The following is a 22,458-nucleotide window of genomic DNA, read 5'->3' on the forward strand; positions in this document are numbered from 1 at the left end:
CCTAACAGTGCCGCCAGCATCTGGCCGGTCTGGTTGGAATCGTCGTCGATCGCCTGCTTGCCGAGGATGACGAGGCCGGGCTGCTCGGCGTCGACGACGCCCTTCAGCACCTTGGCGACGCCGAGCGGCTCGGTCTGTTCGTCGGTCTTGACCAGGATGGCGCGGTCGGCGCCCATGGCGAGCGCCGTGCGCAGGGTTTCCTGCGCCTGCTGCGGGCCGATCGAGACGACGATGATTTCTTCCGCCTTGCCNGCTTCCTTCAGCCGGATCGCTTCTTCAACCGCGATCTCGTCGAACGGGTTCATCGCCATCTTGACGTTGGCGAGCTCCACCGCCGAACCATCAGCCTTCACGCGAACCTTGACGTTCGCATCTACAACCCGCTTCACTGCGACAAGTACCTTCATTTCATCTCTCGTTTATTGTGCTGTCCTGCAACATACCGCTACTAGAGCCAGGGCCGATGTAGGTTTTCCGCCAAACCGTCAGCAGTGCTGGTGGTAAAGTATTTCGCTCTGGATCGCGACATCTTCTTTGTCGATTCCCGCGATATGACGCACGGCTCGTTTTCGCGATCCCTCCGGAATGACAATCTCATTAGCGCGACTTGGTTCACGAGGTGCAGAGGCGAGTTCGTGATCATGTTTATCCTCGCTGGATCTATTCTCAGCAGCAGGGCTAGGTCTCTTTAAAGTTCGGTCAGCAGAAGCTTCTGCGTCGGCGCAGTTGCATGCCGAACAACGGGCCACAGTCTGGCCACACAGAATAAGGCACGAGCTTCGCAGGAATTGTGCTAAGTTCTGGTGTGGGCCGACGCTATTCTGCGAATTTTGATCTTAGCCGCCGAATAACTGCGCGACGTACTCGATGGAGCGCCGAGTCCATCGTGAAAGTGACGAAGACGCATCTGATTGAATGAGGTTTGCCCCAGCATCGCGCGTCAGCATGCGGGCAAGCGAGACAGAGCCTCCAGCCATCCAAGCGGCGCAAAAAGCAGCGCATCACAACCGCGCCCACAACGGCGTGAGGAGATGCTACTCAGGCCGAAGCTCCAACTCAATCCGACGGCACCTTCCCGTAGCTGGGCATCGAGGGTTCGACCCTATACGGCTCACGAACACTCGCAAACTGAATTTATGTGGTGGTATGCTTACTAGGACTGAGTGTACCGAGCATACCTTGTATCGTTCCTCCAGTCAGACGGGGATATTGCGTAGTACATTAGGGCAAGACCGACTGACCTATACTTCGCCACGGTCCCTTTAGGGAGCCATATCGACTCGCCACTTGCGAGAAAATATGCACGACGGTCAACCGTCACCTCTAGCAGTTGCCCAGGATCAATACAAATCATCATCTCGTCATACCATAGCGTCCACTCGAAGTCAGAGTCTCGAAGATAGGTAACGCCGGAAGCCAGAGGTGCGCCGTCTATCTCGTTAACAAACTCGTGCCACGACGTACCCCTGTCGTTATACTTTCGCTCGATCTCGGCAGGCTTGAAGAGTTTGACTTTGGACACATGGTTCTCCTCGGCAGCGGACGACGGGCAGCTTAAGCTGCTTAACCGGCACCATAGCGCGCCTTCATCGGCTGCGTTCTGCAAAACCTTTCCGCAGATGCAGAAAAACTTCGTCTTCCTTCACTCTCGAAGTTGAGGGCGATAAACGGCCAGTTTTATAGAGATCGTTTTGTGTGAGGTTGGGAGCGCCGGTTCGGGCACCAGGGGGTGGAATGCCGAGTCACCGGGGCAAAAGCAAAGTAACCTCGCCGAGGCGGACCGACACAGGTGGAGGAGCGACTCCGCTACTCCTACGAAGACACCGACGCCCGGCAGGAGACTAAGCTCGCTGCCGGGCCGGCGCGCCTTGGGAGGAGGCGTAGTCGCGAATCCTTTGCCAAAGGTCTGGATCACCAGCGGCTCGTCCAATAAGGAGCCGACCGCTAGCGGTGCATCGGGTGGCGCACTTGGTGAATGTAGCAGATCTGGTTGATCCATTTCGGCGATTCCTCGCTACCCACGCACAAGATCTTCGTCCTCCTCCCCACTATGCAGAAAAGCGGCGGTTATCGCGCGGGTTTCTACACAGGTCCGTCCGCCGGTAAGCTAGGCCCGTTCGGCTCGCGCGGCGGCCAGCGGTCAGTGTTCCCGGCACATAAGAACCTCTAATTCGCGGCAGACCTGGAGGCCCGTTTGCGGAAGGGATTGGCTGGGTCGCCATCGGCGCTCATTACCTGCGCGCACTTGCGAAAAACGCCGAATTCCTGAGACGCCCCGCCCGCATAAGCTGTCACTGCAGCGTTCAATGTCAGTATCGTCCCATTCGAACTCTGCGATGTGTCGCTTGATAACATTTTCGATGACTGTGCCCAAGTGAGCGCAACCGAGCGCCGTCAGTGTGACCTCCTGGAAACAATTCATCCGCTCCAAGCGCCTTTCCCCGGGCTTCACTCGGGATTTCGAAGCATGGTCTTAGGATGGGTGGAGAAGACGAGAACGCGCCACGTCGCTGGAGGTAAGACAAGTCATGCAGCACGAAGCTTCTCATCGTTCCATCCTTCCAACGACTCTCGCCCCGCTTCGCAACCATGTGTTTCGTTCGATCTGGATATCTACACAGATATCCAGCCTGGGATGGCTTGTGCAGACAGTCGCTATCAGTTGGCTAATGGTCACCATTTCCGCTTCCGATCTGATGGTTGCGCTCGTGCAGGCGGCCTCCACATTGCCGGCGTTCTTTCTTTCGATTCTGGCGGGAGCCATCGCTGACAATTTCAGTCGACGGGGGGTCATGTTTGCCGGCCAATGCCTTATCGCATTGGCGTCAATAGCGCTGACAATTTGTGTCGGCGTGGGATTTGTCCATCCTTGGCTGATACTTGGCCTGAGTTTCCTAGCCGGCTGCGGCTTCGCGTTGAATGATCCGGCTTGGCATGCTTCCGTCGGCGATATTCTCGACAAGCATGACATTCCGGCTGCGGTGACGCTCATGTCGGTCGGATACAACATTGTTCGCAGCATAGGCCCTGCTCTGGGTGGAGTGATCCTGGCCTTCTTTGGACCGTTTGCGGCTTTTGCCCTTGCAGCTTTGAGTGACCTGGCGCCTCCCATCGCAATTTGGAGAACCAAATGGCATGTCCGCTCTTCTCCCCTCCCGCGCGAGAGGATGGTGACGGCGATTCACGACGGAGTGCGCTTTACGGCGCTGTCTTCGGAAATCAGGGCTGCAATCGCCCGAGCAGCCCTTTTCGGCATGGGTAGCATTTCCATTCTCGCGCTCCTGCCTCTCGTGGCGAGGGACAAACTGGCAAGCGGGCCGATCATTTACGGCGTTCTGTTGGCCGGCTTCGGCATGGGTGCCTTCATTGCCGGCATGAGCAACGGCTTCTTGAGGCGGATTGTCTCTCAGAATTCGTTGATGACGTTCGCCTCGATCGCTTGCGCGGCATGTTGCATTTCGCTGGCACTGACATCGTCGGTTGTGGTCGCAGTGATCTTTATGGCGATCGGCGGCGCGGGTTGGCTGACCACCTGGACCGGCACTGACGTCTGGGTGCAGTTGGCGAGCCCCAGATGGGTTGTCGGTCGCACGCTCTCGATCTACTACGCATTGACTTACGGCGGTATCGCGGCCGGTAGCTGGATCTGGGGTGCCGTTGCCCAGAACTACTCATTGACCTGGGCGCTGTTGGGGGCGGCATGCGCTCTGTTGTTGGTTGCCGCGGTGGGGATACTTCTGCCGGTACGCCCGTGGGAAGATTCCGATCAGGGAAGTTCGGAATTTCGAGCACCGGAGCTGGCACTCGATTTGAAGCCCAGGAGTGGCCCAATCGTTGCCAGAACGGACTATTCGGTATTTGAGAAGGACATCGACGCCTTTCTTGGTCGCATGCGCGCAAAGCGACATGCATTCAGCCGTGCCGGTGCACGCAATTGGACGCTCCAGCGCAACCTCCACACGCCTTCACTTTGGACAGAGACGTTCCGCACGCCAACCTGGACCGACTTTCTTCGCCTCAATCATCGGCTCACTGCAGCAGACAAGGAAGTGGTCCAGCACCTTGTCGCTTTGCATCATGGAGAATATCCTCCACGAACAGTGCTTTCGATCGAGCGGACAACTGACGCAGCGCGCAGCCGTGCGTCGACCATTTTTGCTCGTCCTCCAAGGTGATGCATGATGGTTGGGTCAGTTATAAACACTGGCCGCGATCGCGGCTGAAGTGGCCTCGCTCGTTTCGGACTGGCGATCGACGCATTTCGGGTCACCGAACAGACAAGCAAACCGATCGGGGCCAATTGCAACCAGATGATGCGCAGATGCCGATTGCTGGGTGAACGGTCCGCGCACCGGTCTCCAAGATGCGGGCCGATTGCCGAACGCCTGCTCAGAAGTATGCCGCGCGACAGAGCCGGATGGTCACGCCGGGAACCGGCGTAGTCAGCTGCGGCCACGACATCAGGTAGACATTCCTGCAGATGTCCGAATGTTTCGCGTAGCTCGAGCGTGGGCCGCTGTAAAGCACACACGAGCCGCGCGTGTAGTGCTGATGACGGAATGCTAGATAAACCGTGACGTTGGATGAGATTCCCATCAAGGCGGGCTGCCCCGCTGTGCGAATGAAGTTCTGATCGGAGCACACTGCTTGGATTGGCATGAAATAACGCAACCCGACCGACGACGGAGAAGTTGCCTCAAGCGCGCGGCGACATGGTCCAGAAATATCGGAAGATGGCGCCCTTAACGACGCTTCGGATCAGCGTCAAAGTAGCTTGATCCCAGTTCCGCAGTCTGCCAACCGTTGATCAACGCTTCAGTCGATTTCGACGGTAAACCGAGACATGACGTTTGGAAGCATCGGTGAAAGCACCTCTCTTCCAATCTCCCCACCGCTCCGACAGCTTCAGCCCGACGTGTTCGGCCATTGTATCGAGCTCTTGGTGATAAACGTAACGAAGCCGCTCTGGGAGTCGCCTGACCGATGTACCAGAAAACCAAAGGAAAGTTTGAATCAAGTTCTGGGTTATTGGGTCGTGTATCTCCGCATTGAGGAACGTATTCTCATGGTCCACGAACATAGTGGTCGTTTTCTGGCCATTAACAAAACCGTCGAAGGCTGGCACACGCAGTTCTACTACCAACACTCCCTCCTCATCAAGCGCATCCGCGGCGGATTGGAGGCAAGCTATTTGCTCTTCGCGCGTGACAAGCACCATGAATGTGTTATAAATACAATAGACGAGACGGTAGCATTGCTCCGAGCTGAAACCGGCAATGTTCCCCTTCCAAGCTTTGATCAGATCGGTACGGTCCGCGAGAAGTTTCAACATATTTTCTGAGTTATCTATGCCTTCCACGGTGACGCCGCGCTCGGTCAAAGGTACGGCCACGCGCCCGCTGCCAATTCCAAGTTCTAGAGCATTCCCGCCTCTGCACAGTCGCGCAAGGAAGGCGGAAGTTTCCTCCGACTCAGACACCTTACCTACCATATCCGTATATTTATCATAGACTGAAGCAAACCTGTCGTAGGCGAACTCACCTGATAACATCTTCGTCTTTCCTTTTTTACTGATACTATTGATAAATTCTGCGGCAGTCCTTCGCTCCCCTGAACGCAGCCTCGAATCATTGCGATCTAACTAGATACAGAGGTTCCAATCCCCTTTTCTCCCAGCAAAATTGCTTAAACGAGCGTAGTGATCGGGCTCTTGTCAGCGTGGAGATTGTGCGGCTTCGTTCCTGGGTGAACTTCGCAGCTAAGAACGCAAGCGCTATGCCATTCTGAAAATTATTTTGGTTCAACACTTTCGGTCCTCGCGTCCGATCTGTGTGTTTGCGACGGCACATTTTGTCTCGTTCCCAACCATCGAGCTGAATCGGACACCATAAAAACTACTCTCTTTGGCTGTGCGCCCCGCACAGCGCCTGGGTCAGCGGACCAGGACCACGATCTGCCTTGAAGAGCGGATTGTAGCCGCTATAGGCGTCCGCCTGTAGAATGCCGCTAAAGGTCTCCAGATGGCGCTCAGGATGTTCCTGCCGCCGATCGCGCGACTTCAGCGCCCCGGCACAGGCTCCGACCTGGTCCGCAGCGTCGACAGGCTGAGGTCGATGCCTTCGCGGGCATCGCTCGCTCTGCCGGTTCAGCGGCTGGTACTGGGCGAACTTCTCGAACAGGATCATCGCCAAAAGGTTTGGCCCGGCAAAGCCGCGCGGCGTCACATGGAAGGGCGCCGGCGGCTGTGCGATCTTCTCGCATGGCGGCAAGAGAACTTCTCGCGCACGGTCTGGATCACCTTCCACTGGCGCGGGATCACCTCCAGCGTCTCGGTAACATCCTCGCCAAGCTTGGCCAGCTTGCCCGAACCGCAACACGGGCAGTTCGCCGGCCCGGCGATGACCACGCGCTCACGCGGCAGATGGTCGGGGAAAGGCTTGCGCGACGGGCGCTTGCGCTCGAACGCCCTGACCGTCGAGGGGCATGCCGTCAGTTTCGCCGCCAATTCGTCATGGCTGGCGTCGGCTTCCAACTCCTCAAGCTGCAGCTCCATCTGTTCGAGAAGCCGCGCCTTGCGTTCGGACCGGCTGCCATGGATCTCGCGCTTCAGCTTCTCGATTTCCAGCCTGGGCCGAGCGATCAGCGCATCCGAGTGCGAGTTCACGGCTTGCGCGCGGGCGGCGAGCGCTTGCGCCTCACGAGGGTCGGCACGCTCGGCGAGGATCGTCGCGTGCGCACTGGCAAGGTCACCGGGAAGCTGATCGGCCGCATCGGTCATGGCGCGATGGAATCATATTCGCTCCTCCATGCCAATGATTTTGCTCATCCCGCCGAGCTCGGACGCCAGGTTTTTTTGCGGCATCCGCCAGATCACCTTGACCAAGCCACCCTGCCGCCCGCGGAAGCAGAACAGGTGACCGGCGTGCGGATCGCGCTTCAAGGTGTCCTGCACCATCAATGCAAGGCCGGGGAAGCCCTTGCGCATGTCCGTGTAGCCAGTGCCGCCACACCTTTACGCCGCTCGGAACCGGGATCATCGCCGCTCCAGAACATCCAGGATCCGGCCGAGTGCCTCGCTATCGATATCACTCTCGACCCGCAGGCGGCGGGCGCCGCCAAGCTCGATCGTCACCATGCTGCTCTTCTTGCGCGGTCGGGAGATCGGCGGTGGCTGCGCAGGCGGTTGCGGCGCTGGCAGCGCCTCGACGACTTCCATGGGAACGAGTTGCGGCATGTACGGCGCGGAGACCTGGCAGAGCTCCTTGCGCCACCGGAAAAGCTGGGTTCCATGAATGCCGGCCGATCGCGCGATCTCGAAAACATTGGCCTCAGCCTCAAACGTCGCCGCGACCAACCGCTCCTTCTCCTCCCGAGACCAGCGCCGGCGCTCAACCGACGTGATCACTTCGATCTGATGCTTCGTCACAGGGCTACTCCTAGTGCTTGCACTAGGAGTCGCAGCCTTCAGCCTACCTCAGCAAGGCGGCCGTCACCGGGTACATGCGCGGAGTTGGGTTGCCGGATGCGTGGCTAGCTGGTCAGCCCTCCCATGCTATTGATCAATGCCATGGCGCCGAGGAAACCATCTCACCCGCGGAAACGAGCGGCTGCAACAGGTGCCGATGAGACGGAGCCGTCCTCTAGGCGCGGTCAAAGAGGATGACATTTAGAACGTTCGATCAGGTCTGGACAAATACTGTTGGAGTCCTATCGCGTCGGCAATCGGCCTGAGAAAGAGGCCGCCTCGCGCCGCGGTACCAACCCGATGCCCAGTCGGCATGAGTCTCGGAGGACCGTATTGTTGAGCAAGGGTGCTTACCGAGCCAGCCGTCAACTTGTGAAGCGATACTTCATGTCCAACTCACCACCGGAACCGCATTTGATCGCCGGCCGACGGTCGCGCAGATGGCTTCGCATGGTTCCGCCGCTTCGTGCCCCCAGTGGTTCTGCAAATCTGCATTGCGTTTGCGGACGGTCGGCTGGTCGGGCGTCGGCCGGTTCACTCACGTACATCCATTCTGGGTGCCACTGTACGCCGATGACGAAAGGCCGGCCGAGTGCCTCAATCGCCTCGACCGCTCCGTCATTGGCACGTGCGGAAATCACGAACTGAGGGGCCAGTTGTTTGATGGCCTGGTAATGCATACTGTTCACCGGGAATAACCAATGCCGCCCACCACAGGACCGCCACAGGAGCGAATCTCGATCAATTTGAACCTCGTGAACCGTTTTATGTAAAGGTGTTCCGTCCCGATGGTCGAGCGCATTTGCAACTTCGTCAAGGGTGACGGGGATAAATCGTACCGCCGGCTACAACGTTTAGAAGCTGCATTCCGCGACAGATACCAAGAATAGGCATAGAACGATTCAACGCTGAAGTGCGAATTCGAACTCGTCGCGCGCTGGGACAAGTCCCTGGACCGTCGGATGTGTATGATCTTATCCCAGACAGGTAAACGCGCCTCAAGGGCACCTACTGTACGTCTCTCCGATCCCGCCTCAACGCTGCGGCTCATCCAATATCCCGCCTCACCTGCAACGACCAGCGACCATGTTATGAAAATTCGTAGATCTTTAATGCGACGGACGCTCATTTTGGGAGATGATAGTTCTCTGAATTGCTGGCGACTCCAAGCCTGAACGCCATGCACGCATCAGACTCTCATCCGAAGGAATTCAATATGAACAGGAATAATGCCGCTTTGGACAAGAACTTCGCGCCTTCGGGCGACGCCAGCATCGCGATTTTTGAGCGTCTGGAATCCGAGGTGCGGGGCTACATCCGGTCGTTTCCGATCCTATTCGACCGCGCGGTCAGCAGCAGCCTTATAGCTGCAGACGGTTGTGAATATCTAGACTTTTTCGCCGGGTCAGGCGCTCTCAATTACGGGCACAATAACCCGGCTTTCAAGAAACCGGTGCTTGACTACATCGAGCGGGATGGAATTGTGCACGGGATCGACCTCGCCACTAGCGCCAAGAAGGCATTCATCGAGGCTTTCGAGCGGTACATTCTGAAGCCACGTGGTCTGAATTATAAACTCCAGTTTACTGGTCCCACAGGTACGAACGCCGTTGAGGCGGCACTGAAGCTAGCTCGGATAGTGACCGGCAAGTCAAACATCGTCGCCTTTGCTAATTCGTTCCACGGTGTCAGCGCTGGATCGTTGGCGGCAACCGGAAACAAAAAGTACCGGAGTGCCGCAGGTTACCCGCTGGCGCACGTCACATCTTTGCCTTACGATGGCTATCTCGGCCCGTCCGTTGACACACTCGATTATTTCGAGAAGCTGCTCAATGAGCCCAGCAGTGGCCTGGATAAGCCCGCCGCGGTCATTTTGGAAACAGTCCAAGGTGAGGGGGGGATCTATCCCGCCAGCTTTCAATGGCTGCAGCGACTGCGTGATCTAACAAAGCGGCATGAAATCTTAATGATCATCGACGATATCCAGGCCGGCGTCGGTCGCACTGGAAGTTTTTTCAGTTTTGAAGCGGCTGAAATCGTGCCGGACATCGTCACTCTGTCGAAGTCGTTGTCGGCGATCGGCACGCCGATGTCCCTCGTTCTTCTGAAGCCTGAACTGGATGTTTGGTCGCCTGGCGCGCACAGCGGTACATTTAGGGGCAACAATCTTGCTTTCATCGCTGCTCGTGCTGCTCTTGAGACTTACTGGACCGATTCCAAGTTCCAGGAACAAATCGGACGCAAGTCTGCCATTCTATTAGAAGAACTTAAATTGATCGCAGACAATTTTCCCAATCTCGGTCTAAATGTACGGGGCCGCGGACTGATGTACGGGCTCGTATTTCAAAAGCACACCTCATTACCTGTGCGAATCTCGCGGGAAGCTCTTCGCCGCGGCTTGGTGATCGAGACCTGTGGCGGGCAGAATGAGGTTCTGAAATTCCTTGTAGCTCTTACTATTGAAGAGGCTGACTTGCGCCGTGGTCTATCAATCCTTCGGGATAGCATCAGCGCGGTGCAGGACAGCATGTCGAAAGGCTGACGGTACGCTCCGCATTCCCGGAGAGTCTAGCTATTGTACGCCGGAGCGGGACCGTCGCCACGACATGCTGCCGCCAGCTGTCGTCGGCGATGGTCGACCATGCAGAAGCTGCTCCGCAGGGACGGACCGGCGCGGGACACCAAAACAGACCTGGCTGAACGGGTCAAAAGAAACGATTTCATATAGCGGCTATCGAGTCCTGCGTCCCATTCCACTTTGTCGGCGAGTTGTCGCAGCTCGGGCGCAATAAGCTGCGTCACCCAGGCCCTTGTAAGCGAAATGCGGTCTATTTAGTCTAGATCGGCAGCCAGTTTCTCGCTCAGAAAAACTTTGATCTACTGATTGAAGCCGAGAACGTGACCGTCTTGGAGAGGAGACGTTGAGGGGCCAACGTCGCTTAACCGTTTCATTTCCACAGCGCCACGGATCCGGGGATCGCACGTTAATGTTGTGGGATCTTCGAGAATGCCGAAGACGCAGGGCTGTCACACCGACTGCGTTGTCCTCAAGTCTTCTGAATATGGTGCGACATATGCGGTGATTCCGCGAGGGGAGCGGCAGACTTGTGCGCGCCGCCGCCGGGTTAGCGTGCCGGCGGCAGATGCGCGATCTGCGCGCCGAGCTCATAGTATCCCTCTCTCGTGGCCCGGAAGGGCGCTTGCTGTGTCAGAGACACCGGCAGGAACATTGCGTCGAGCGGCAGCTCGCCACTCACATGGCGGGCGAGCTCGCGGCCGAACACCGTGCCCGGCGCGATGCCTCGTCCGTTGAAACCCGTCAGCGCGATCATGTTTTCCGCTGGGACATGAAGGCGCGGCAGATGGTCGGCCGTCATGCCGATCCGCCCACACCACTCATGCTCTAGCTCAAGGTCATCGATCTGCGGAAAGAGCGCCCGAATACGGCGCCGAGCCCAATTGCGATGGATCACGGTTCCGGTGCCGCGGAGCGCTCCGATGCTGCCGACTATAAGGCGGCCGGCATCGTCTGTTCGAAAGGCGGTCAGCACGGTGCGGGTGTCCCACGCGCCGTGCCCCTCCGGTAGGATGGTGCGGCGAATGCTTTGGCTCAGCGGCGCAGTCGCGACATGGAAGACGGGCAGCACCAATTGCTCGCCTCGTAGTGCGGGGAGAATCCCGGAGGTGTAGGTATTGGTTGAAACAACCGCCCATTTGGCCCGGACGCTTCCTCCTTGAGTTGCGAGCCGCCAGACGCCCGCCTCGCGCGCTATATACTCGACCGGGGAAGCGGTGAACACGATGGCGCCGGCAGCAATGGCCGCGCTAGCAAGGCCGCGCACATAGGCGAGTGGCTGGATGGTCCCGGCACGCAGGTCGAGGAGGCTTGCGCGGAAGGCTGATGTGCCTGTCTTTGCACGGGTCTGCCCGGCATTGAGGATGTGCACCGGAGCCTCGAGCGCCTGCCATTGGCGGGCTCGCTCCGTGATCTCGGCAATGCCCTTCTTACCGGCTCCGCAGTGGATCGTGCCGGCACGCTTCAGCTCGCACGGCAAGTTGTGTTTGTCGACGATCTCGAATACGGTGCGCGGTGAATCGCGTAGCAAATCAAGCAAGCGACCACCATAGACCGGACCGAGCGTCTCCTTGAGCGCCGATGGCATCACCCAAAGTCCGGCATTTACCAATCCGGTGCTCCGCCCGGAGGCGCCAAAACCAATCTCGGCTGCCTCGATCACGACAGTGTCCAGGCCGCGCTCAGCAAGGTGCAGCGCAGTGGACAACCCGGTGTAGCCGGCACCGACGATCGCAACGTCAGCGATGAGGTCGCTTGCCAGCTTCTCCGTCACAGGGGGTGGCGGCGCCGTCCGCTCCCAGAGCCCATGAGACCGTCGATGATTCAGCATTCTTTCCGCCCGCGATCGCGAATAACGAGATCTTCAACAAATCTCGCTTGCACAAGTTTGAATGGCTCTGACGACCGGCGATCTTGATCGGAAGAAGTCCGCTATGATTGCACCTCTCGGACAAGTTCTACGCATGAGGGTAAATAGCGTCGGGTTTCAATTTACGGATGAATTCAGCCTCACGGCGAAGCTACCATTCTCAGCGCTCTGCTTGCGCAAAGATTTTATAAAGAATTATGACTAATCCTTTAACTATTTGTCACCCCAATGTGGGATCCACATGCTGCTAGTCATTGGAGTGTGAGTTTGAGCATTCCTGGTGAAACCTCAATCATCCTGCCTTTTCCCAGGATGGGATCAGGTCATCACAAGAGAGTGTCTGACGCCCCAAGCTGCTCCAACTACCGGGGTTTCCGGTCTCAACTGGATACTCGAGACCGAGCTAAAAGCGGTGCTTACCAGCCGCAATCTCGGTGGCAGCATGCTCGCGCATACGATTCTTGGCTTCTCGTTCATCCCACACGTACTGAACGTCAATTATTACCACGCAGGCAAAAGACTTTTCATGAAGAAATTTTGAACATTTATGTCTCGCACCCAGAAGCTAGCTTCCGCTCGTGTGGTGATACCTACCAGCATACGTGGGGGATTTTAGCCTTAAGACGCAGTATATGTCGCGTCGGTTATGGCGTCGCCCGTTTTGAGCGAGCTTTCGGCACCCTTAGTGACGTTGTGCCGGATTTGTGCGGAGGCGGGCGGATTCGGCATGGGCCAGTACTGAGACTAACACCCCGTGGATGACGCCGATATTAGCTATATTGGTTTTATCTAAACAGGTTGCCAAGCTTGGGTGACATGGAGTCGGAAAACGCGGCAGGAAATAGCGATCAAATTTCGAGGAACAAGCTTTGGGAGGAAATTGGTCGGAATCATCATGGACTCTTTCCGGCCGATGCGATTGCGGCCGGATTTGACTTGCACGCAGCTCAGTAGAGGTCCTCGGAAGCGCGTGTGCCGTCTACTGCCTTTGAACGAACTCTCGGTCTGAAGCGCGGATTAGCGCCTGCATGACCTACCCGCTCGGCCTTGCACGTCACCAGTTGTCTTGTCGATCGCACGAAGTCACTGAACCCGCGCATTGGCTCCTTACCGGACGCCTTGTGCGGGCTACAGAAGAAAGCGGAGGACTGCCTTGTTATACGACTATATAATTGTAGGTGGTGGCTCTTCCGGATGCGTCATGGCGAACAGGCTATCGGCCAATGGGAGTCGGGTCCTGCTCATCGAGGCTGGTCCTGATTTTTGCCCTGATGCCGTCCCTGATGATATCCTCGATGGCAACCCGACGAGGGCCTACTACAATCCTCGCTATCAGTGGCCGTCGCTCAACGCGACCATGGTGGAGAAGGATCCCAGCAGGCGTACACACTATGAGCAAGCGCGGGTCATGGGTGGGGGCTCCAGCATTAACGCCCAAGTAGCTAATCGGGGAGGCCCCGCGGACTATGACGAATGGGCGTCCGGCGGTGCGGCGGGATGGGATTGGATGGGTGTCCTGCCATATTTCCGCCGACTTGAAAGCGATCTGGATTTCAACGATGCATTTCATGGCGACGACGGCCCACTGCCGATCAAACGCGTGGTCAAAGCAGAATGGTCCGGGTTTATTCGCGCCGCCTCGATCGCATTCGCGGATAACGGGATACCTTTTCTGCCAGATTTTAACGGCGAGTTTGGAGATGGTCACTCGGTTGTTCCATTGACGAACCACCACCGCCGCCGCGTCTCAACTGCTATGGCATATTTGTCCAAGAGCGTCCGAGCTCGACCCAACCTGATGATCCTCTCCGAGACCATGGTGGTACGTTTAACCTCCTCAGGACGCCAAATAACTGGCGTGGAGACCGAGAGTAAGGCCGGGCGGTCCTCCTATAGCGCGTCAACGATCGTCCTATGTGCCGGCGCCATTCATACGCCGGCCTTGTTGATGAGATCCGGGATCGGCCCAGCGGAACAGCTGTTAAACGTCGGCATCCCGGTTGTCGCGGATATAAACGGGGTCGGGAAAAACCTCCAAGAGCACCCGGGGGTCGCCATCTCGGCCTATTTGAGGCACGACGATCGCATGGCGCCTGATGCAACCGGCTATATTCAGATGCATGCTCGCTACTCGTCAGGTTACGAGGGCTGCCCGTCCACCGATATGGCTATCTCAGCCCTCGCTAAATCCGCTTGGCATCCGATCGGCACACGCCTTGGAACCTTGGCTTTTTGGGTCAACCGCGCCTACTCCACAGGAACGGTTTCGCTGAAGAATTCATCTCACGCTACCGACCCGGAGGTGAATTTCAATATGTTGAGCGACAGACGGGATGCTGAGAGATTAAAGGAGGCGTTTCGGTTCGTAGCACGACTGCTTGAGCACAAGGCCCTGGTCGCGCTCGCACTTGACCCATTTCCTTCTACCTGGACTGGGCGAGCAAAGCGGGTTGGCAGGTACAATCGCCTAAATTTCGGACTCACTTCCGTTTTCGCCGTGCTCATGGATAGTTCCTCTTGGTTACGTCGAAGTCTCATAAGAACTGTCGTCACCGATGGATACGGCGTATCAGACCTCATCGGCAGCGACGAGCTTCTTGACCGCTTCATACGCCAGAATGTCTTTGGAAACTTTCATCCAACTTCAACTTGTCGAATGGGATCTGCTGTGGAAACAAGTGTTACTGATCCGTCCGGGCGCGTTCACCGAGTGTCGGGCTTAAGAGTCGCCGATGCGTCGGTGATGCCATTCTGCCCTAGAGCAAACACGAACATCCCCACAATTATGGTTGCCGAAAAACTTTCTGACGCCATACTGAATGAGCGTTAATGGAGACGTGTGTCCTTAGCGGACAACGTCCGGCTTAGGCGGAGTAGCCGCACGTTGCCGACAAGCAACAGCTTCAGTTTGTCACAAGGCCCGATATTGAGGCGATCCTCACCTCTCCGGATCACAGCACATGTCTTGGACAGAGAGATCACACTCTGCTGTTTATGCCGCGCAAACGGGGTGCGGATCTCTCAGATCATCGAGCTCGACCGGGACACGATGATGCTGAGGCCCGGCGCCACGTGCGATGCGGTGGCAATGGGCCAAGAGCAGGCGCTGCCGAACAAATTATGTCCCCAACCTCGCTAACACTGCGTCCCGAAGCAGGTGTCGTCCTCATTGAGGAACAGCGGAACAGCGTGCTGCCAAGGGGCTGCTGCGGGCGGGCGTCGATTATTCGGCGCTCTATGGCTGAGCGGAGGCGATGGAAACGGCGCTGACCTATTTTCATGCACATGTTTGGGGGAAGCAAGCCGCGCAGCTCCTCCGTGATCCTTCGCCTCGCGGGTCCAGAGACCTCACACTTACATCTCCACCGACGCAGATACCGATGCCTTTTCCGAGCGCTGGTAGTGTTGTGTTCAGACAACTCCGCCGAGAACCGGCCCGCCCGAACGTGCGAAACTCCAAGGTGTGTGGCCCCTCCTCGCGTCACAAGCTTGCGTTCGTAATGCCCGGGCGGCAACCAACCCGCTCCGACGTCACGCGCGCCTTTCTTGGGCCCGAGCCTTCGTGTGTACGCTCGCGGGGCAAACGTCTCTCACACTGGCCAAAGGTCATGCAGCGCTCTTGGAGTGGCTGCCTTGGCCAGTTCGATCTCTGCTGCAGACAAACGGTCCGCCAATTGGCCTATGACCGAGCGAGCGATCTCTTCCGGATCCGCCGCCGGGTCCCGGTGAACGCCGTCGTGGATGCGATCGAGAAAAGAATTCCGGTTTCTGGCGATGGCACGGCGGCGGGGGTGCCAACCCTCGTAGTAAAAGCCGCGTAGTAAAGCTGGCAGCTGCGCACCCATGTACACGGCCTCGTCGTGGCGCAAGCAGTCCCGCAACGCGTGCAGCGTCGCAATCAAGGCTCGAAAAACCCGCTCGCGATCATGCCAACGAAGTCTCCATGCCAAATCGCTGACCCAATTCTGGGTTGCTTGCGACGCGTGATTGAGATCGTGGCACAACGAAAATCTACCTTCCTGTCCCGCAGTTTCTCAGATCAGATGACCCGTCATAAGGCCAAATTCTTCGCGTCGGTGTTGAACCCGAGACCGAACTCGTCATGGGCTAAGCACTTCGAGGAACGCGGGCAAAGCGACTGCCGTGCGCAGCGGATGCAAGTTCCTGAAGGCGGTTGTCTCGGGACCGAGGCGGATCCCGAGACGCACAGCCGCCCTACAATCTTGCATTCAGGAGAGTTCTCCAGGCGCATCGCCCGCCGTCGTCAAGAGCTTGGTGTGCCTGAGAAGGACGGACACTTACTGCAATTCTCGCGCACGTCCGGCGCCATTCCCGGTTTCGACTGACTCGTAATTGCGCAGCATCATTTCCGCGACGCTAAAGGTATGCCGCCCTTCCTGCGAAGTCAGGCGCGCCTCGATGTCTGGATAAATAAAGAAGGGGAGCGAAATTCTGTCGGTCAGACCATTGTGCGCGACCTGGTGCGGCGTACTCTTGAAGCGGTCGTCGCTCAAAGCCTGAAGCATATCGCCCAAATTGACTACGAGACTGTCGGGCAGGCTCGGCACTGGCATCCAGCGTCCGCTCAGCCACACCTGCAACGACCGGGTGGGGAGTTCCTCCTGCAGCAGCAGCGTGAAGAAACCACCATCGGTGTGCTTGGCGCACGTGCCGCCGCGAGATGGATATCGAATTACGCGTTGCTCGAGCGTCGGCGGGCTGAAATATCGTTGGAACCAACCCTGTTCCATGCCGATCACATCAGCAAGTGCGGTTCCGAGCTGCGGCACGACGTGGCGGAGAACGGTAGTCTGCAAGGCAAGCAGACTTCGCGCGAATGCAGGAGCCAGGGTCTCATCCGGAAGCAGCGTGCTCCCGCCAAACGGACGGCGGTCGCCCTCGTTGTCTATTCCGAGATCAAACACTTCCTTCGAATCGCGGCCGGAGTCGGGATGTAGGATTTCTCCGTGCAGTGGACTGTATCCACGGGCGTTGGTGGGGTAAATCCTTTGAGCGGCGTGACCGAAGCGTTCCTTCACTGCCTGTGGCAACGCGAAGAACCGCCGGGATGCCTCGATGGCTTTGGCGATCTGTTCCTTCGGGATGCCATGCTGGACAAGGTAGAAGAACCCGTACTCCTCGCAGGCCATTTCGAGGCGCCGTTGCTCTTCACGTTGCGTTTTACCCGTTCCCAGTTTCGCCAGTGAAATTAGTGGTAGCGCCTTCATGATCGTTCATCCCTTATGCTTTGGCCCTTTGAGGTTCATGGACAACCTAGAGCCCACCCTGACCAGTACTGTTTAGCACGGCCTTGGAGCGGTAGAGATAAGAACTGGTAAACCAATACGATTTTTTGTTCACCTTCGTTTAATATTTCTGAGAACTTCTTTCATTCACTATTGCGGCGGCGCTGCCAGACTTTCCCTGTGGACGATCGACGAAAGTTGCTCGAACTACGGATATCGGCCGGACTCGCCCGACCGGCGCGCCGCAAAATTGAACAAAGCGGGAGGGACATTGAGCCACGCCGGGGCGGCGACAATTCTGAACTACGGCGCGCATTGCCGACCACGGGACCGACAGGCCAGGCCTGATCTCCCACCAGAGTTACACGCGCTCGGTTCGTGCCGGCAAGCTCCTCACGCAATCCAGTATGACGCTGCTGGTTGTCCAACCCACTTTTGGGCTGATTGCTTCCCGTGCCAATTCCACACTGAACATTCCATTAAACTCCACATGTTACCCGCAGTTGTCAATGTTGCGCTCGTGTAACATCAAGGAGATACAAGTTTACGAAAAACATAACTTACTCAATCGCGACCTGGTGCTAAAGCTGTGCCGGTCAGAGCTGCCCAGGAAGGCACAAAGTACCTCAGCCTTACTCCAGCAGTTTCGTACCCAGTGATAACATCCTGCGAGGGTTGCGGAGCAGTGATTGTGGAAGACCGACGGATTGGCGACGCAGAGAACACAGAAGCACTTTCGGTAAGAGAGAAGGAGTGCATTCTATGGACCGCGAGAGGAAAATCCTCTTGGGAAATCGGACAGATCCTGGGAATCTCCCCAAATACGGTTAACTTCCACATCAAGAATGTGATGAGAAAGCTAGATGCTTGCAGCAGAACTACAGCCGCCATAAAGGCTATTAAATCTGGACTGATAGAATTCTAGGACAACTCGTATTGATATGTCTGGAGCGAATCATAATTTCCGCACGGACGGCTTGGTTGCGGAGCCTTGGCGAGTTTTCTTGACCGAGAGCAGGTCCATTGCACACCTGACGCGGCCAGATGCGCATCGATCTGCGAAAAAACAGCGCTGGTCCCTCTCCTCATGCGGTGCTTCTGCCTTTGCCGTCGCGATGCCTCTTGGCTGTGCTCCGGAAAAGGCCGCTGCGAGCACCCGACTTCCGAAACATCGAGCACCAACAGCCTGTGGTTCGCGGCCTCCGCAGGCAGTGCATGCGAGACCCTAATGCAAATTGTGTCGGCGGCGAGCATCATTCAAGCGCCACGTGTCGGTCTTTGGATAACCGAGGCTGTGCCTGAAGGGGCCTCCGCGTTCCGCACGGATGTTCGTCGGCGGTGGTTAGTCCTCCCTTGTTAGGTCCACCAGACAACAAGATCCGGTCGCGCAAAGCCGAAGAAGCAGTTTAGCACCAGGCGTGGCTTTCCGTTACCTGATTGACCGGTGACCCCGTGAACGAAGCCGCCATCGATCAGGGCGATATCTCCCGCTTTAAGATCAAATTCGCGAGATGGGACGCCCTTGAGATAGGCTGCTGAATAGGGATAGCCAGTGGTCTCCACACCTTGGGCTACTCGGTCCGCGACTGTCGGTTTATGGCTCCAAAGCCTCAGATTGCCGCCTTCCTCGGGCATGCTGGGATAGAAGTTGAGTGCTGCGACAGTGTTTTGCGCAACCGAAGAAAGCTCATAACCGTCCCCAGCACGCAGGACTTGAGCGACATCGTCGTGGGGGTCCAAGGAAAATGTGCCGCTGCCGGACCAGCTAATGGCACGGCAAACATTGGCCTGACCGTGTTCTGAACGGGCCAGTCGCAATTCAATGCCTTGGTTGTCAAGCTCGCGCTTCAACGCGTCGAATATTGCCCGGACCGGGTCAACCAAATTCTTAAACAGGGCCTCCACGTACGGTCGCGCATTTTTGGCCTCTGCGAAATACTTGGCTGCGTCCTTCCTGTAGTGCGATGCGCCGACATATTGTCCGGGCACTCCATCTTTTCGCTCCTTGAGACCGGTGCTGCCACTGAAGTTGGCGGTGATCTCCTCGGCGACTTCAGTGCTGAAAGCTTGCTTCATGTGCAGAGCGGTGGTCTCACCCTTCATGACTGAGATGATGTCAGCAGTGCTGATGGAGCCGGTGCGTTCTCTGACAGAAACTGGGGAGATGGCCGGCGGTTGAGGTATCTGACTAGACATTGTCTTGCTCCTGTAGTGCTTGATCAAGCACGGCGATGCCATGATCGAGCTCGTCATCGGTGATGGTTATCGGCGGGAGAATTTTGATGACGTCGCGATCTGGCCCTGAAGATTCGATAAGCAGACCGTTTTCGAACGCGACATCGTGTACACGGCTCACAGCGGCCGAAGAGCTGCACTTGAGGCCGGCCATCAGACCGCGGCCGCGCTTTTGTTCAATAGACTTGGGAAACTTGGCGACAAGGCGGTCAAGGTGCGCTTGCAGCTTGACCGCTGTCTCCTCAACGCCAGCAGTAAACCCGAGGTCCGACCACATTTTGCACATGGCCCCTGCCGTCACGAAGGCGAAATTGTTGCCTCTGAAAGTCCCGCTATGTTCTCCGGGTTTCCATACGTCCAGATCGGGTCTAATCAGAACAATGGACAACGGACTACCTGAACCGCTTAAGGACTTGGAAAGAGTCACTATATCAGGTTCGATTTTTGCGAACTCGAACGAGAAGAAATCACCGGTCCGACCCGATCCTGCCTGAATGTCATCAACAATGAAAACAATGCCGTGCTTGCGGCAGATGCGCTGAATTTCTGTGAGCCAAGCTGCGGATGCGGTGTTCATGCCTCCTTCTGCCTGGATAGGCTCCAAAATGATTGCAGCAGGTTTTTCTATGCCGCTTCCCGGATCGCTCAAAACGCAGTCGATGTAACTCGCAGAATCGAAAGCTTGGTTTGCATAGCCGTCATAAGGGACACGGATCACGTCGTGGCGTGCGACGCCTCCCAGCTCTCTCGTAGACGCCGAGCCGGACACCGCCAGCGAGCCAAGCGACATGCCGTGGTATGAGTTTGTGAACGCCATGACACTCGAGCGACCGGTATATTTTCGCGCCAGGGCCAGTGCCGCTTCGTTGGCATTTGTGCCGGTCGGCCCAGGAAACTGTATCTTGTACGAAAGGCCCCTGGGCACCAAGATCGATTCGACAAACGCTTCAATGAAGTCACGCTTTGCCGCCGTAGACATGTCAAGCGACAGAAGAATGTTATCACCGACCATATATTCTATTGCTGGGGCAATGATAGCGGGGTTGTTGTGTCCGTAGTTAAGTGCGCCAGACCCGACAATAAAATCGATATGAGGCTTACCGGACTCATCCCAGATTGTCGCCCCGAGAGCTTTCGTGAATACTGCCGGAAAGGACCGGCAATAACGACGAACGTTAGATTCATACGTTTCGAAAGCGTCGGCATTCATGATGAGTCCCTGATCTAAGCGAGCGTCAATGGGAGAGTGGGTTGATGCGATCTTGTCTAAGGTTTTCGGCTGAACGCCGAAACTACGGCATCTGGTAGTTGACGCATTTGCCGTGCGAGAACTCCCTCAAGTCGGCTCCGGTATGAGGCAGACCTCCACAGAGGCTGGCCATTCCGGTTGACGCCGACGCGAATAAATCAGGGAATTCTCTGGCCCAAGATTCCTGGAAACGAACCTGCTGGTATCACGTCATGGCGAGGGTCTTGCAGCATCAAGCCGGTGGCCTTCCGGAAGATACGCTTTGCTATCCCGGAAGGGGAAGGCATAGCGGTTGGTGGTTGGTGCGCCGTTGACCTCATGCTGACAGAGGAGTGGCGACCATGATCTGTGCCCACGCAAACGCCCGCATGACAGAGCGGACGCCCGAACAGAAGAACGCAATTAGTGGTGGCGAGGACCACAAAGGCCCGGCCGACTGCTTCGGCACGGAACTGATCGACGGTCCGCGCCAGGCGGGTGCCTGAGTGAAGGCATGCCTGGCTGCCGCTGCAGCCGTCCAAATCGACCCGACGACGTCTGTGTGAAGTCGGTCAAGCGCCGGCTCCGCATTCCGGCATCGACAATGGGGGTTGGAAACAGGGCCGGCGGACGCCGCGCTTTGCGGCAGCTGTTTCCCGGCGTCGATCGAAAGCCCGGAGCTGTCTATGCGCGCTTTATCGGGTACCGCTGCTCCCACCGTCCTGAACGCTCCCACCTTAGCAAAATGGAATTCCAGTTGGTTCATATCGCCCACAGGGCAGCATGGCGTAGCGTATGTCGCGCGTCAGCCATTGCGGAAGGCGTAACCGTACCCGTTGATCGCAGGCGCGCCACCAAGATGCGCGTAGAGGATCTTAGACCCCGCTGGAAAGAAGCCTCTCTTCACCAGGTCGATCATCCCTTGCATCGATTTGCCCTCATAGACGGGATCCGTAATCATGCCCTCGAGCCGAGCGCACAGCCGGATTGCTTCCTTCGTTTCTTCGGATGGAATGCCATAACGCGGATACGCGTACTCCTCGAGTAACACTACGTCATCTTCAGCAGGTTCCGTTTCGAGTTCGACGAGCATCGCTGTATGTTGCGCAATGCCAAGCACCTGCGCCTTTGTCTTGGCGGGAGTGGCGGAGGCATCGATACCAATCACGTTGGGCTGTCGACCGTCCGCGGCGAACCCGACGAGCATGCCGGCATGCGTTGAACCGGTAACCGTGCAAACGACAATGTAGTCGAAGGCAAACCCAAGCTGTTTCTCCTGAGCGCGCACCTCCTGGGCGAACCCGACATAGCCGAGGCCGCCGTATTTGTGGACAGAAGCCCCGGCTGGTATCGCATAAGGTCTGCCGCCCCTTGCGTTGACATCAGAGAGAGCTTTTTCCCAACTTTGGCGGATGCCGATGTCAAAGCCCTCGTCGACCAGGCGAACCTCTGCCCCCATGATGCGGCTCAAGAGAATATTGCCGACCCGGTCGTAGACGGCATCGTCATGTGGAACCCAGCTCTCCTGAACCAGGAGGCATTTCATGCCGATTTTGGCAGCGACCGCTGCCACCATCCGGGTGTGGTTGGACTGCACGCCGCCGACGGTGACGAGCGTGTCGGCATCTGATGCGATCGCATCGGGGATGATGTATTCAAGCTTACGCAGCTTGTTTCCGCCGCATGCGAGACCAGAGTTGCAGTCCTCGCGCTTGGCGTAGATTTCCACCTTGCCGCCCAGATGCTTGCCGAGCCGGTCGAGCTTCTCGACGGGGGTGTGTCCGAAGGTGAGCGGGTAGCGTGCGAACCTTTTCAGCATGTTTTCTCCAGTGGTAAAGT

The 22,458-nt window shown here is 57.2% G+C and carries 16 protein-coding genes and 2 pseudogenes; 6 read left to right on the forward strand and 12 right to left on the reverse strand.

Going from position 1 to position 22,458, the window contains the following annotated elements:
- A partial coding sequence (locus M729_RS0121005) for an electron transfer flavoprotein subunit beta/FixA family protein (RefSeq protein WP_027162729.1) occupies positions 1-407 on the reverse strand: 407 nt, incomplete at its 3' end.
- Between the two features lie 2,121 nt (positions 408-2,528).
- Here M729_RS0121005 and M729_RS0121020 point away from each other — a divergent pair.
- Positions 2,529-4,175: an MFS transporter gene (locus tag M729_RS0121020; RefSeq protein WP_027162732.1), complete on the forward strand. Its 1,647-nt coding sequence runs from the start codon at positions 2,529-2,531 to the stop codon at positions 4,173-4,175.
- A 632-nt stretch (positions 4,176-4,807) separates the two neighbouring features.
- Here M729_RS0121020 and M729_RS0121025 read toward each other — a convergent pair.
- The 5 genes and pseudogenes from M729_RS0121025 to M729_RS1000000137465 form a co-directional block, all read right to left on the reverse strand.
- Positions 4,808-5,551: a class I SAM-dependent methyltransferase gene (locus M729_RS0121025; RefSeq protein WP_032809022.1), complete on the reverse strand. Its 744-nt coding sequence runs from the start codon at positions 5,549-5,551 to the stop codon at positions 4,808-4,810.
- Positions 5,552-5,897: 346 nt separating this feature from the next.
- Positions 5,898-6,778, reverse strand: a pseudogene (locus tag M729_RS01000000135490) (IS66 family transposase zinc-finger binding domain-containing protein); the annotation flags it as partial.
- Positions 6,779-6,790: 12 nt separating this feature from the next.
- On the reverse strand, positions 6,791-6,985 hold the full coding sequence (gene tnpB / locus M729_RS1000000137460) for an IS66 family insertion sequence element accessory protein TnpB (RefSeq protein WP_027162736.1): 195 nt from the start codon (positions 6,983-6,985) through the stop codon (positions 6,791-6,793).
- 48 nt (positions 6,986-7,033) lie between these two features.
- On the reverse strand, positions 7,034-7,426 hold the full coding sequence (locus M729_RS0121045) for a transposase (protein WP_027162737.1): 393 nt from the start codon (positions 7,424-7,426) through the stop codon (positions 7,034-7,036).
- 404 nt (positions 7,427-7,830) lie between these two features.
- Positions 7,831-8,295, reverse strand: a complete 465-nt coding sequence (locus M729_RS1000000137465) for a gamma-glutamyl-gamma-aminobutyrate hydrolase family protein (protein ID WP_084652683.1) — start codon at positions 8,293-8,295, stop codon at positions 7,831-7,833.
- Positions 8,296-8,681: 386 nt separating this feature from the next.
- Between M729_RS1000000137465 and ectB (M729_RS0121050) the strand changes: the two genes are divergently transcribed.
- Positions 8,682-10,007, forward strand: coding sequence for a diaminobutyrate--2-oxoglutarate transaminase (ectB, locus tag M729_RS0121050; RefSeq protein ID WP_050596310.1), 1,326 nt, complete (start codon positions 8,682-8,684; stop codon positions 10,005-10,007).
- A 583-nt stretch (positions 10,008-10,590) separates the two neighbouring features.
- Here ectB (M729_RS0121050) and M729_RS0121055 read toward each other — a convergent pair.
- Entirely contained in the window at positions 10,591-11,814 is a 1,224-nt protein-coding gene (locus tag M729_RS0121055; protein ID WP_348626673.1) for an FAD-binding oxidoreductase, read from the reverse strand.
- Positions 11,815-12,190: 376 nt separating this feature from the next.
- Between M729_RS0121055 and M729_RS1000000138470 the strand changes: the two genes are divergently transcribed.
- Together M729_RS1000000138470 and M729_RS0121065 are read left to right on the forward strand one after the other, a co-directional pair.
- Positions 12,191-12,451, forward strand: coding sequence for a hypothetical protein (locus tag M729_RS1000000138470; RefSeq protein WP_156949317.1), 261 nt, complete (start codon positions 12,191-12,193; stop codon positions 12,449-12,451).
- A 612-nt stretch (positions 12,452-13,063) separates the two neighbouring features.
- Positions 13,064-14,740, forward strand: a complete 1,677-nt coding sequence (locus tag M729_RS0121065) for a GMC family oxidoreductase N-terminal domain-containing protein (protein WP_027162741.1) — start codon at positions 13,064-13,066, stop codon at positions 14,738-14,740.
- 760 nt (positions 14,741-15,500) lie between these two features.
- On the opposite strand, the gene M729_RS0121075 is transcribed toward M729_RS0121065, so the two are convergent.
- On the reverse strand, positions 15,501-15,914 hold the full coding sequence (locus tag M729_RS0121075) for a DUF2267 domain-containing protein (protein ID WP_027162742.1): 414 nt from the start codon (positions 15,912-15,914) through the stop codon (positions 15,501-15,503).
- Positions 15,915-16,208: 294 nt separating this feature from the next.
- On the reverse strand, positions 16,209-17,138 hold the full coding sequence (locus M729_RS0121080) for a 2-oxoglutarate and iron-dependent oxygenase domain-containing protein (RefSeq protein ID WP_027162743.1): 930 nt from the start codon (positions 17,136-17,138) through the stop codon (positions 16,209-16,211).
- A gap of 751 nt (positions 17,139-17,889) precedes the next feature.
- On the opposite strand from M729_RS0121080, the pseudogene M729_RS1000000137475 reads away from it, so the two are divergent.
- Positions 17,890-18,081 (forward strand): annotated as a pseudogene (locus tag M729_RS1000000137475) (helix-turn-helix transcriptional regulator); the annotation flags it as partial.
- 431 nt (positions 18,082-18,512) lie between these two features.
- Here the strand turns inward: M729_RS1000000137475 and M729_RS0121085 are convergent.
- Both M729_RS0121085 and ectB (M729_RS0121090) read right to left on the reverse strand, forming a co-directional pair.
- Positions 18,513-19,352: a hypothetical protein gene (locus M729_RS0121085; protein WP_027162744.1), complete on the reverse strand. Its 840-nt coding sequence runs from the start codon at positions 19,350-19,352 to the stop codon at positions 18,513-18,515.
- The gene (ectB, locus tag M729_RS0121090) at positions 19,345-20,601 is read right to left on the reverse strand and encodes a diaminobutyrate--2-oxoglutarate transaminase (RefSeq protein WP_027162745.1); all 1,257 of its coding nucleotides are present in this window, start codon (positions 20,599-20,601) and stop codon (positions 19,345-19,347) included. Before ectB (M729_RS0121090) ends, M729_RS0121085 begins: the two co-directional genes overlap by 8 nt.
- 380 nt (positions 20,602-20,981) lie before the next feature.
- Here ectB (M729_RS0121090) and M729_RS1000000138475 point away from each other — a divergent pair, with 380 nt between their 5' ends.
- Positions 20,982-21,125 (forward strand): hypothetical protein, encoded by a 144-nt coding sequence (locus tag M729_RS1000000138475; RefSeq protein WP_156949318.1) that lies wholly within the window; start codon positions 20,982-20,984, stop codon positions 21,123-21,125.
- 299 nt (positions 21,126-21,424) lie between these two features.
- Here M729_RS1000000138475 and M729_RS0121100 read toward each other — a convergent pair whose 3' ends face one another.
- Positions 21,425-22,438 (reverse strand): 1-aminocyclopropane-1-carboxylate deaminase, encoded by a 1,014-nt coding sequence (locus tag M729_RS0121100; RefSeq protein ID WP_027162746.1) that lies wholly within the window; start codon positions 22,436-22,438, stop codon positions 21,425-21,427.
- Between the last annotated feature and the right edge of the window lie 20 nt (positions 22,439-22,458).

Origin of the sequence: Mesorhizobium sp. WSM1293 (assembly GCF_000513875.1) — a bacterium.
In the GTDB taxonomy this organism is placed as follows: Bacteria; Pseudomonadota; Alphaproteobacteria; order Rhizobiales; family Rhizobiaceae; genus Mesorhizobium; species Mesorhizobium ciceri.